The organism is Peribacillus sp. S4, assembly GCF_046715815.1.
Classification (GTDB): domain Bacteria; phylum Bacillota; class Bacilli; order Bacillales; family DSM-1321; genus Peribacillus; species Peribacillus frigoritolerans.
This window is the reverse complement of record NZ_CP175708.1, coordinates 3859695-3871954: the sequence shown is the minus strand read 5'-3', so window position 1 is coordinate 3871954 and position 12260 is coordinate 3859695. Positions and strand designations below refer to the sequence as shown.

Genomic DNA, 12260 nt, shown 5'->3' with positions numbered 1-12260 from the left:
CGATTTTACTTATAGACAAGAGAGGGAGAACCAAAAGATGAGAGTTAAAAAAGCTATTATTCCAGCTGCAGGTCTCGGAACAAGATTTTTACCTGCAACCAAAGCCATTCCAAAAGAGATGTTGCCAATTGTAGATAAGCCTACCATTCAATATGTAGTGGAAGAGGCAATAGCATCTGGAATTGAAGATATCATTATTGTAACTGGTAAAGGAAAGCGGTCTATAGAAGATCATTTTGATTACGCTGTCGAATTGGAACAGAATCTTTTAGAAAAAGGGAAAAATGACTTGCTTGAAAAGGTACAAGCGTCTTCCAAGGTAAATATTCATTATATAAGACAAAAAGAACCACGTGGTCTTGGTCATGCAGTATGGTGTGCTCGTAAATTTATTGGAAATGAACCATTTGCAGTCCTACTAGGAGATGACATTGTCCAGGCTGAAACACCTTGTTTGGAACAACTCATAAATGAGTATGAAAGAACTTCTTCATCTGTAATTGGTGTACAAACAGTACCTGAAAATCAGACACATCGTTATGGAATTGTTGACCCTCTAATGAAAGAAGGTAATTGTTACCAAGTTCTTAACTTTGTAGAAAAGCCTTCTCCAGGTACAGCACCATCTAACTTAGCAATCATGGGACGATATATATTAACACCTGAAATCTTCATGTTATTAGAACAACAAGAGGTTGGAGCTGGTGGAGAAATCCAGTTAACCGATGCAATACAACAATTAAACCAAATCCAAAGTGTTTTCGCTTACGATTTCGAAGGTACAAGATATGATGTTGGAGAGAAATTAGGATTTATTCAAACTACCATAGAATTTGCATTGCAAAATGAAGAGTTAAAGAAAGAACTTCTTGGATATATAAAAGGCGTTTTAGAAAAAGAAGAGCTGTTACAGGTTAACTAATTTAATTTATATTTCTCTGTCCGCACGGAGACTTTCTAGAGGTATCAGGCTAGTTACTACTGGCTTTTTCTTCGTGTGGGAATTAGAGAAAAAACGTAAAGAGTAAAGTGAAACAGTAACCTATCATCAAGGAGAGAGCATTTTGGCAATTAAGAATCGCGACGATTATAACATTTATCTAGAATCTGATTTAGTAGCAAGAAAGTTGAAAAAGTGGAAGTACAGCTATAAAGTAATGCATCCAGAACTTTATTTCCAACGTCTGCTTAGGAAATCAGAGTATTTAAAGACTAAGAAATTAAACAGTTCATTTTCCATGTGGAGATATAACAGGTCATTGAGAAAACTTAAAAAGGTAGGATCTATGCTAGGGATATCAATACATCCAGTGTCCTTCGGTCCAGGGTTAAAGATACCTCACAGTGGTTCTGTAATTGTTAATAAGAAGGCTCGAATCGGTAAGAATTGTGAAATTCATTCTGGAGTTAACATTGGAGCTCATAAAGGTCAGGTTCCTAAAATCGGAAATAATGTGTACATAGGACCTGGCGCCAAGATATTTGGGGGTATCAAAATCGGCAACAATGTTGCAATTGGTGCTAATTCAGTAGTAACCAAAGACGTACCTGATAATGTCACCGTTGTAGGTATTCCAGCTAAAATAATTTCTAGAAATACAGAAACTCAAGTTTTAAAAGCATATGACAAAGTGAAAAAGAAATACATGAATAAAAAATAAAATTTTTGCTGTCTCTTCATATGAGCCAATGTTAATCAAATCAGAAAATTCAATCAACATCAGTGCTTCCCTTTACAATTAGAGCTAATCTTACAAAAGATAATAAGTGTATGGCTATGGGGAAAATAAGGAGGAGTAGGAGTATCAAAATGCGTGAGAGAAAAGAAAATGAACTGGCATTTAATAATGTCACCTGGGATGGGGTAAATCTACAAATTACTTTTGCTAAAGAAATTTTAGATAAAATAGATACATTTCAACTTCAAATTCAAAGTCGGTATAGTAATAAGAAAAGAATTGTATCTTACAAGCGTAAAGCGTTATTAAAGGAGCACATAATTATAATTCCTTTAAAGGAACTTGAAGGGTTAGACAAGGGACGTTGGGACTTCTTTGCTGAAGTTGAAAGCAATAAAGATGTTCGTAAGAAGAGAATAGGCCTATATGCTGCACGTGCAGCATCTGAATTAATACGCTATTTAAAGCCCATTATTAATAATGGAACACAGGCTTTTATTCCTTATCTAACAGAAAAAAATGGTTTATCTATCCACAGCGCTAATATGCTGCAACTGGAAGACATTAGTTATAATGTTATACGTCTTTCTAAACAAGTATTGAGTGTAAAAGAAACAGATACAAAAGTATTCCTCAACTTTTCTGAGACTTTAAATAATAACATAAACGATACGAGACTTGTTATGAAAAGCGGGGACAGTGTTTTTGTTCTTCCCATGAATATAGATACTGATGGAAAAACTCTTATAGTCAGTAAAAAAGACCTTCATTCGGTTTCACTAAAAGGAAAATGGAACTTATATTTACAAATGACCAAAGGCCATATACTAGAACGCTATGGTATAAATGTTCAAGTGAAATACCAAGATGATGAAATGAAGTTTCTTGTAAGAAAACAAGTAAAACAAATGTCCACGATTATTCAACATATTAAAGGGCAAGTGGATGCAGAAAATCTAAGGGTTGAGGATGGATATATAACATTTGATATATCGTCAAAAGAATTGAAGCATGCAAATAAGGTTGAATTTTATCTAAAGAAAAGACAAGAGCCTGAAATAATAACACTTGATGTAAAAAGGACCGTATCCGGGGGGAAAGAACAAATCATCATTCCGGCTTCACAGTTGAAAGAAAAGATTGCTGTTATAAGCCGTTGGGATTTGTATATGGAACTCTCCCATGATCACGTGAAAGTAAACAGACGGATAGGAAACTACAACGTTATGCCTTTGTCAGAGAAAGATAAGCGTGCAGGGTATTTAATGCTAAATGAAGCCGTAGGTATATCACCATATCTGACAAAAGATAACGAGTTCTCATTATATTTTTGTACTGAAGAACAGTATATGAATTCAAAGTATCCTGCAAAAACAAAACTTCATGAAGTATCTATGAATAAGGAAGGATTACTACAACTTACTGCCTCTATTCATGTAAAAGAAACAAATGATTTTGTAGTAGACCATGTAACACTAAGGTTACGACAGGATAAGAGCCAGGTAATTGAGGTCCCATGTGCTAAAGAGGTGTCACAGGACAAGAATAGTAGAAAGGTCAAAGCAGAATTAAATATTAGTCAGTTAGAATTAGAGCAATTTTATTGGGATTTTTTCATTACAATTACTCTAGGTAATGGTGATAAACGCCATGTACGTCTTAACAATGATAATTATTTAATTAGTAAAAAATTGAAACATGGTATGTTTCGATATACGATAAATACCCCGGATGAATATATGATTTATCCCTATATTACTATGAATGATTGTCTGAGTTTAACCTATCGACAAATAGGTGAATTTGAGTCTTTCAAGCATAAGATTAATGAGTATATGGCCTATTTCCTATACATTCTTTTGGGTTGGTACTTTGCATGGAAGCCAATTTGGCTTATTCATGAAAAATATTCCGAAACGGCTCAAGATAATAGTTTCTATTTCTTCAAATATTGTTATGAAAATCATTATAATAAAAAGATATACTATGTGATTAAAAAGGGATCAGCAGATGAAAAAAATTTAGCCCCCTATAAAAAGCGCATCGTTTATTTTATGAGTGTCAAACACCTCCTCCTATTACTTGGATCAAAGCTAATTGTATCTTCGGAGACAAAAGGTCACGGGTATGCATGGAGGGTTTCCCAAGGAGCTATCCGGGAATTTTTAAATGAGAAGAAATATGTGTTTTTACAACATGGAGTACTAGGTTTGAAAAGAGTCGATAATACATTTAAAGCAAATTCATCCAACGGTGCAGACCTATTTGTAGTATCCTCTGATTTTGAAAAAGAAATCGTAAAAAGCTATTTTGGATACAATGAAGAAAACGTCATTGTTACAGGCCTGTCAAGATGGGATGCATTAGAGGATAAATCGCTTCAAAATACAAAAAAAGAGATTTTCTTAATGCCTACATGGAGAAATTGGCTTGAAGAGGTAGAGGATGATAAATTTGTTTTATCTGATTATTATCATGAATATAACAGTTTAATACAATCAGAAAAGCTCTCCCAATTATTAAAGGAAAATGATATCACATTAAACTTCTATGTCCATCCAAAATTTATGCCGTACGTTGCAAATTTCACTAGTTCTCATGAGCATATTAATGTTATACAATTTGGCGAGGCAAAAATTAATGATTTAATTATGCGCTCAAGTTTATTGATTACAGATTACTCTAGCGTAGCTTGGGAGACATATTATCAAAAGAAACCCGTTCTATTCTTTCATTTTGATTTGGATAAGTATATAGAGAATCAGGGTAGCTACATGGATTTAAGAAATGATGTTTTTGGAGAGGTTGCTTATAACTCTTCAGAGTTAGTTGATAAATTAAGAGTTTATATAAACAATGGGTTTAAAGAAAAAGAAGAATTCAGTTCAATTAGAAACAATTATTTTAAACATGTTGATCACGATAACAGCTCAAGGATTTATAAGTATATCAGTGAACGTGAAAAATCACTTGTTAAATCGGATGGAATTCTAAAAGTCTTGAAAAGAAGTTACCTTCTTAAATATGTTTGGAGAAAGTACAAGCAAAATCCAATTGTTGGCCGGATTGGCATGAGCATGTTAAATATATTAAGGTGAAAACTTGAAATGCCGTTAGTTTTAAATTTTAACGGTAAAAATAAAAGCCCCTAGGAGTTGAACTAGGGGCTTTTATCTATGGATTAGGCATCGGCTAATCAGCTGCAGTATTTGTTTCTAATGATTTTGAGGGTGATTTAATAAAGGAATTTGAAGAAGCATTCACATTCTTTCTAAATTCTATAGTTTTCCCATAAAGAACTATTGGGGAACCTAATGTATCTACGAATTCATTATTGTGTATTTCAAACTTAGCAATCACTAATGCCCCTTTTGAGCTTTTATCCTTTCCATTCTTCGAATAGTAATAGTTACCTAGACTATCAATCTGAATTCCTTGTGCACATTCTATGAATTGATTTTCTTTTATAAGAATGTCTTTCCAATTATGTCCCCGTATAGCTGCATATGTCATTTTTTCAAAGGTATTGTCTATAATTTGAATGTTTGTGTATGGTCTATTGTGGGACGCTGAATGACTGCCTACGCCAACCCCCCACGGATTCATATTTCTTACGTGCGAATTCCCAAAATAGTTATGTTCTATCCTAACGTTTTTAGTTACAGTAAAGTCTACACTCCCAAATCGTCGAAATGCTTTATCAGATATCATCCCATCAATCTGAATGGCTTCTGTGTAATCATCATTACTCGAACGAGATCCTAAAAACTTACTATTTCGTATGAGAACATTTTTATTACCTGCTAAATCTATTGCATGGCCACCTACTATGTTCTTTAACACGGTATCCCGGATAAGGATATTATGACCATGGGCAAAACCAAACACAGAAGGAGTTCGTAGTTTTATATCCGCTCCCCCGGCGTCCCAAATCCCGCCATCTATAATAATGTTGGAATTTCCATTATAACCATGGTAGGTAGCTTTAAAATCTCCATTCAACAACATAATGTCATTATTTGAGTCAGCTTTTTGCAGAATTGTTTTAGTTGGGGTTTTAAGCCATGTATTACTATAAATGTGTAATGATTTTTTCAGTGTGTATTTTCCTTTAGGCAATATTACTTTAATAGGTGTATCCGAATCTCTTGCAGTGTTCAATGCTTTTTGAATCTGGTTACTTGCATCACTTCCGTGTGGGATTGATACTGGGATTGTTTTATAATCTTTTTGCAAAAGGTGCAATATCTCCTCCGTAAAAGGTTTCTGAATTGTAGATTGCTCGATTGTCTTTCCTGAAGACCTATCCGGGGTGGGAGGTGAAAAAGGATTCCATAATTTGAACAGCATTACGGAGCCTACAATAATAACTAAGATGACTGATATTTTCTTCAATTTTTTCAACCTTCATTCTTTGGGTTTGCACCGGAAATTCCTTGCATCATGCAGTCTTGGAGAGGTATGGTTTATTGGCTTTCACTAATGGAATAAAATTTATTGAGTAATTTGCTTACACCAGCTTTACGATCCTTACGAAAATTTCTTATGACGCTGAAGTTAGGCGTAATTCATCTCTTTCTATATGTAAACCACGTGAATTCATTTTTCCTCATTAGAGAAGAACTCTTTTTGTGTGTATTGAGTTGCCATGGCAGAAAGCGATCAGGATATAGTAAATTGAATATCATTGGAATCCAATAGGTGTTTTACGGTCCAACCAGCTTTTTTATGTAAAAATTTTTTCTATATTAGAAGGAGATATGACAGACACGCCATGCTAATCAACAGAAATATATAAAGTTTTGAGACGTTGGCTTCTCGTGAGTGTATACGGTATCGTTTTATTTCCAAATTGGATAGAGTTCTTCGACCATCTTTCCTTCGTTGGTCTATTATAACATCATCCTAGTATTAAACACTTCCTAACTATTAGGAAAATGTATAGGCTTGGTGAAAGTGAAACGCTTACATTAATATAAGTGTGAGGAGGAAATACTAATGAAAAAACGTTACACTAAGTTATTGGAATATTTAGAACAATCTAACGATGACTTTGTAAGTGGAAGCGAACTTGCTAATCTATTTAATGTAACGACAAGAACAATTAGAAATGACATTAGGGAAATAAATGAAACATTTTTAGATAAAGTAATAATTACTGGTAGTACTCAAAAAGGATATAAATTAGTTGGGGATTTATCAAATATTCAGCAAAATGAAGATGATTACGAAGAGCGAGCTTTTCATATTATAAAAACACTTTTATCTGAAACTGGTTTTATAACTTATGATGATCTGGCAAAAAAACTTTATTTTTCTACTCAAACAATTAGGAAAGACGTACAAAGATTATTTCAAATAATCCAAGCCGAAAAATGGAACATTGAGGTTGAAGCAATTATCTTCCAAGGAGTAAGGCTTAAGGGAAGTGAAGTAGAAAAACGACTATTACTAAAAAAATTAGTAACAACAAATTGTTTAAAGAGAATGTCGCTTGATGAAGCGCTGCAATACTATTTTGGTGATTGGTTTAGTCAGTCCTCCATTCATTTAGTATATTCTTGTATTGAAGAAGAAGTCACTAAGTATAATTTGTTACTAAGCTCTGAAGAACTATTCGCAATATGTGTGAACATAATGATTAGTTTAAAACGAGTAGGCCTTCATCAAAAAATTGCTGAAAAAGACATGAGGTTAGATAATACGTGCTTTGAAGAATTAAAAATAGCAAAGTTAATCCTTAGTCGTTTAGCTAAGGAAATGAATGTACCGTTTGACGAATATGAATATCAGTATTTATGCTACCTTTTAATTTCTTTGCAAATATTACCAAAGGAAAATGAAGTAACTGTGCATGAACACCCAGATGAAATAGAGGAAAAAGTAAAAGCGGTTATAAAAAATGTTGGAGATCGATATGGCTTTTCAAGTCGAAAGAATGAAAAGTTATTTAATCGCCTATTGGTACATATTACAAAGTCATTATATCCATTAAAATATTACTTTCCTTTAGAGAATCCATTTATTTCTCAAATTAAGACGGAATATATGAATGCTTATAATATTGCAGTGGTTTTAGCGAAAGAATTACAATTTTGCTTAAATATAAAGATACCAGAAAATGAAATCGGTTACTTGACACTTCATATTATGAATATTATTGAAAATTCCCAAGAAACAAGGAAAAGAATTGCAATTATTTATGGGAAAAATCCGTTAGTAGGTAAGCTAATAGAAAGAAAAATAAATTTATACTTCCCAAATATTAAAATTGATGGTTTATTTGCAAATCATGAAATCCATTTAATTCCTGAAGAGATAGAAACTATAGTAACTACTAGTGTAATCCTTGAGGAGCAACACAAAAATTTGAAAAATTGTATTCGTGTTAGTGAAATGATTACAAATGAAGATATGAAGACTATTTCTAGTCAATTAAATCGTGGCTTACTAAAGTACTATTTATCTCCGAATGATATTTATTTCTTAGATGAAGAGAATCAACTAGATTTATTAAAAACCCTTACGCAGTTTGGAGATATTCAACATCTGTTTACAAGCATTAATGAGAGAGAAAAGATGTCGAGTACTAATATTGGTAACTTAGTGGCCATGCCTCATCCATTTGATTGTGGAAATAACAAAAAATTACGAGTGTTAGTAGCAATAAATAAACAAAAAATTTTGTGGGGAGATAAAATGGCTCAAATTATCTTTCTATTTATCCCTCCAAAAAATCAAAAGGTAAATAATACAAAGTTTTTTGAAGAGATTCATGATGTGTTTAAGCAAACAAACATGACAGAAAAATTATTAAATGTAACCAATTATGATGAGTTTTTGGAAGTTTGGTCTTCCAAATAATATTAGGAGGAATAGAAATGTTAATGAATATGAAAGATTTACTTTTAGTAGCTTATGAGAATAAATTTGCAGTTGGATCATTTAATGTAGCAAATAGCGAATTTGTCAAAGTTGTAATAAGTGCTGCAGAGGAGCAAAAATCTCCTGCCATACTTCAAATTCACCCGAATGAATTAAATTTGGTGACTGATGAATTTGTGGCCTATGTACGAGAAGCTGCGTCAAAGTCTAAAGTTCCTTTTGTTATTCATTTAGACCACGGGGCAACAATCGAAGATATTACTCGATCTATTAGAAATGGCTATACGTCAGTAATGATGGATGCGTCACATTTACCATTTGAAGAAAATATGGCATTAACAAAAAAAGCAGTAGAACTTGCTCATATGGTAGGTGTGTCTGTAGAGGGGGAACTAGGTACTATTGGAAGTAATGAGGGTAGTTCAGAAGGCGGAGCAGATGAGATTTTATATACGAATCCCGATGAAGCGGCCATCTTTGTTGAAACAACAGGAATTGATACGCTTGCTGTTGCTGTAGGAACTTCACATGGCTTATACCCAGAAACGAAAGATCACTCTATTAAAATTGATCGATTAAAGAAGATTCATGAAAAAGTAAACATTCCTTTAGTTCTCCACGGTGGATCAGACAACCCAGATGAAGAAATAAGACAAGCAGTGAAACATGGTATTGCCAAAATCAATTTATCAACAGATATGAAGAGAGCGTTTTATAACCAATTAAGAGCTACGCTTGATGAAAATCCAAATGCTTACGAACCAGATATATTAATGCCTGAAGCAACCAAGGCAGCTATTGAATTAGTAAAGAAGAAAATGGATCTATTTGGTTCAACTGGAAAAGCATCACTCTATAAATTAGGAGAAATTTAAGAGGAGGGATAAATATGATAACTTCTAGTGTCCTAAGGCCAGAAAACATAATATTAGATTTAGTTGCTGAAACGAAAGAGGACTTAATTAATGAGCTTGCAGAAAAATTAAATACAAACGGCCACTTACATGATCTTGAACAATTTAAACAGGATATCTGGGCACGAGAAGATCAGGTTCCAACAGAAGTGGGGTTTGGTATTGCTATTCCACATGCAAAATCTGCTGGAGTTAAATCGCCCGCTATTATTATGGGAAGATCTTTAAGTGGAATTAAGTATAGTTCTGAGAAATGCAATTTATTTTTCATGATAGCAGCCAGCAAGGATTCTTCAACTGAGCACTTAAAGACTTTATCTAAAATCTCCACTTTTCTAATGGATGAAACCTTTAGAGCTAAGCTCATTCTTGCCAAAGATAGTCATGAAGTTGTCCAGCTATTTGCTAATGCTGAAGAAAAAATGGTACAAGTAGATGCGAATGATAAGAAGTATTTTGGTAAGAAATTGGTCGGGGTAACTGGATGCCCTACTGGAATAGCACATACATTTATGGCTGCAGAAGCATTAAAAAATGCAGCTGAGGAGCTTGGCGTTCAAATAAAAGTTCAAACCAATGGATCGACGGGAATACAGAACAGATTAACTCAAGAAGATATTGATGAAGCAGATGGCATAATTGTTGCTGCAGATGTTAAAGTGGACATGGATGTCTTCGGTGATTGTAAGGTCATTAAAACGTCTGTTAAAAATGGGATACATCATGCTAAGGATTTAATTGAAGATGCTATTTCTGGAAAAGGTACGGTTTTAAATCAGGGGAACAATAAGTTAAAGGAAGCAAAAGAAAAAACACGATTAAAACAACCTAAAATATACAGCCATATAATGAATGGGGTATCTTTTATGATTCCATTTGTTGTTGCTGGCGGTATATTAATCGCAATCTCCTTTATGTTTGGCATTCATGCTTCAGACCCGACTAGTTCAGAATATAATGCATTCGCTGCTTTTCTAGGTACAGCAGGTGGCAGTGCAGCCTTTGCACTAATGGTTCCAGTACTAGCAGGATATATTGCGTATAGTATTGCAGATCGTCCAGGTTTAGCACCAGGTATGATTGGTGGTATGATGGCAACACTTGGTGGTTCAGGATTTTTAGGTGGTATGATTGCCGGTTTTATTGCTGGCTATACAATCTTAGGATTGAAAAAATTATTAAAGGGCATTCCAGATTCATTACAAAGTCTTTCACCGGTACTTATACTTCCTTTATTGGCTACGTTTGTAACAGCCTTTATTATGCACTTTGTAATAAATAATCCGATGGCGTGGATTAATGAGTCGTTACAAGGTTGGTTAAATGGTTTAACTGGTTCGAATGCAGTTTTATTAGGAGCGCTTTTGGCAGGAATGATGGCATCTGATATGGGCGGCCCTATCAATAAAACAGCATCAGCATTTGGCTTAGCTATGTTTGCAAATCATATTTACGAACCATCTGCTGCACTAATGGTTGGAGGGATGGTCCCTCCATTAGGGATTGCATTAGCAACAACACTATTTAAAAATAAATTCTCACTTGAAGAACGCAACGCAGGAAAAGCCGCTTATATTATGGGGGCATCTTTTATTACTGAGGCAGCCATTCCGTTTGCTGCAAGTGATCCATTAAGAATAATTCCAGCAAATATTGTTGGTTCAGCAATTGGGGGAGGGATTTGTATGGCATTAGGAATTTCTTTACAGGCTCCTCATGGCGGAATCTTTGTAATTCCTATCGCTGCAAACAGTCCTTTGTTATACATTGTATGTATTTTAATTGGTTCAATTATTACAGCTTGTATAATTGGAGTATTAAAAAAACCTGTTTACAGAATACAAGATAATACTAGTAAGGAGTCAGGAAATAAAACAGTAGCAATTGAAATTAAAGCAGTATAATTTATACGAGTGAAAATGACATTGGTACTGTACAAGCTAAGGAAGAGTCTTTGCACAAAACTAATGAAAGAATCCCTTGAAAATTCCCAAGGGATTCTTTCATTAGATATGAATATCGTTTATGTAATTAAATAAGCTAAGGCTGGCTCTGAATCACGAGTTCACCCGAGTGCAATCTTGCATTTTGACCAAGGCTTCCCATACACCCTTCCGCTATTTCAAAACAAAGTGAAGGAACTTGGGCTAAGCAATCCATGACCAGCAAGGAAAACTGTTTGGATAATGCGTCGATGGAAAGTCTTTTTGGAACTATTAAGATTTAGCAGAATATAAAACATGTATTAGTATCTCCCTTGATAATTAAAATATCCTTTTAGGCGAGGGGCAAACGGCACCTTTTTGGACATAAAAAAAGAAGCAATAGCCAATATTGCTTCTTTGATTACATATATCGACTTCATGAAATTCATTAAATCTCACCCTCTTCAAGCCTCCTATTATACTCAACTTTACTGATCAATCCCTTTGCATTACAGGTAAGACAATCTGTATAAATATCGTAGGCACCTGTACCTGCACAAACATGGCATTTAACATGAGTTTCCGGTATATCCTTATGCATGAATGAAAAAACTTTTCCAATATACTGCAGAATAATCATTCCCAAAACTCCTTTTTTTTCTATCATACAACGAAAAAGAGAGAAGGAAACAAGGAATACAATAACATTACTTAAAACAAATAAAACCATAACATAGTTTACATGGGGTTAAAAAATATACTGATGCTAATGCGATAAACTGTTCTACAAACACTTCTGTTTTCAGGAAAAAAGAACATCCATAAAGGTGTCCTTTAATGTGTAATTACTTCATTCT

The 12260-nt window shown here is 34.0% G+C and carries 8 protein-coding genes; 6 read left to right on the top strand and 2 right to left on the bottom strand.

The window, feature by feature from the left end:
• Positions 1–37 precede the first annotated feature (37 nt).
• From galU to ACJ9PY_RS18345, 3 genes are all read left to right on the top strand, one after another.
• Positions 38–922 carry a UTP--glucose-1-phosphate uridylyltransferase GalU gene (gene galU / locus ACJ9PY_RS18355; protein ID WP_411738708.1) on the top strand — a complete coding sequence of 295 codons (885 nt, stop codon included), beginning with the start codon at positions 38–40 and terminating at the stop codon, positions 920–922.
• 142 nt (positions 923–1064) lie between these two features.
• Positions 1065–1661 (top strand): serine O-acetyltransferase, encoded by a 597-nt coding sequence (locus tag ACJ9PY_RS18350; RefSeq protein WP_034308732.1) that lies wholly within the window; start codon positions 1065–1067, stop codon positions 1659–1661.
• A gap of 149 nt (positions 1662–1810) precedes the next feature.
• Entirely contained in the window at positions 1811–4777 is a 2967-nt protein-coding gene (locus tag ACJ9PY_RS18345) for a CDP-glycerol glycerophosphotransferase family protein (RefSeq protein WP_411738706.1), read from the top strand.
• A 94-nt stretch (positions 4778–4871) separates the two neighbouring features.
• On the opposite strand, the gene ACJ9PY_RS18340 is transcribed toward ACJ9PY_RS18345, so the two are convergent.
• Complete coding sequence (locus ACJ9PY_RS18340) at positions 4872–6074, bottom strand: hypothetical protein (RefSeq protein ID WP_411738705.1); 1203 nt, start codon at positions 6072–6074, stop codon at positions 4872–4874.
• A 603-nt stretch (positions 6075–6677) separates the two neighbouring features.
• On the opposite strand from ACJ9PY_RS18340, the gene ACJ9PY_RS18335 reads away from it, so the two are divergent.
• Genes ACJ9PY_RS18335 through ACJ9PY_RS18325 form a run of 3 tightly spaced genes read left to right on the top strand, consistent with a single transcriptional unit; the run spans position 6678 to position 11382 of the window.
• On the top strand, positions 6678–8543 hold the full coding sequence (locus ACJ9PY_RS18335; RefSeq protein ID WP_411738704.1) for a BglG family transcription antiterminator: 1866 nt from the start codon (positions 6678–6680) through the stop codon (positions 8541–8543).
• A gap of 17 nt (positions 8544–8560) precedes the next feature.
• Positions 8561–9439, top strand: a complete 879-nt coding sequence (locus ACJ9PY_RS18330; protein ID WP_411738703.1) for a ketose-bisphosphate aldolase — start codon at positions 8561–8563, stop codon at positions 9437–9439.
• A gap of 14 nt (positions 9440–9453) precedes the next feature.
• Positions 9454–11382 carry a fructose-specific PTS transporter subunit EIIC gene (locus ACJ9PY_RS18325; RefSeq protein WP_411738702.1) on the top strand — a complete coding sequence of 643 codons (1929 nt, stop codon included), beginning with the start codon at positions 9454–9456 and terminating at the stop codon, positions 11380–11382.
• Between the two features lie 469 nt (positions 11383–11851).
• Here ACJ9PY_RS18325 and ACJ9PY_RS18320 read toward each other — a convergent pair whose 3' ends face one another.
• Positions 11852–12043, bottom strand: a complete 192-nt coding sequence (locus ACJ9PY_RS18320; protein ID WP_048681418.1) for a hypothetical protein — start codon at positions 12041–12043, stop codon at positions 11852–11854.
• Positions 12044–12260: the final 217 nt, after the last annotated feature.

What these genes read in the sequence shown, in the direction of transcription:
- ACJ9PY_RS18330 (WP_411738703.1), top strand. Translation starts at nt 8,561, where the DNA reads ATGTTAATGAATATGAAAGATTTACTTTTAGTAGCTTATGAGAATAAA.
- ACJ9PY_RS18345 (WP_411738706.1), top strand. Translation starts at nt 1,811, where the DNA reads ATGCGTGAGAGAAAAGAAAATGAACTGGCATTTAATAATGTCACCTGG.
- ACJ9PY_RS18335 (WP_411738704.1), top strand. Translation starts at nt 6,678, where the DNA reads ATGAAAAAACGTTACACTAAGTTATTGGAATATTTAGAACAATCTAAC.
- galU (WP_411738708.1), top strand. Translation starts at nt 38, where the DNA reads ATGAGAGTTAAAAAAGCTATTATTCCAGCTGCAGGTCTCGGAACAAGA.
- ACJ9PY_RS18320 (WP_048681418.1), bottom strand. Translation starts at nt 12,043, where the DNA reads ATGATTATTCTGCAGTATATTGGAAAAGTTTTTTCATTCATGCATAAG.
- ACJ9PY_RS18325 (WP_411738702.1), top strand. Translation starts at nt 9,454, where the DNA reads ATGATAACTTCTAGTGTCCTAAGGCCAGAAAACATAATATTAGATTTA.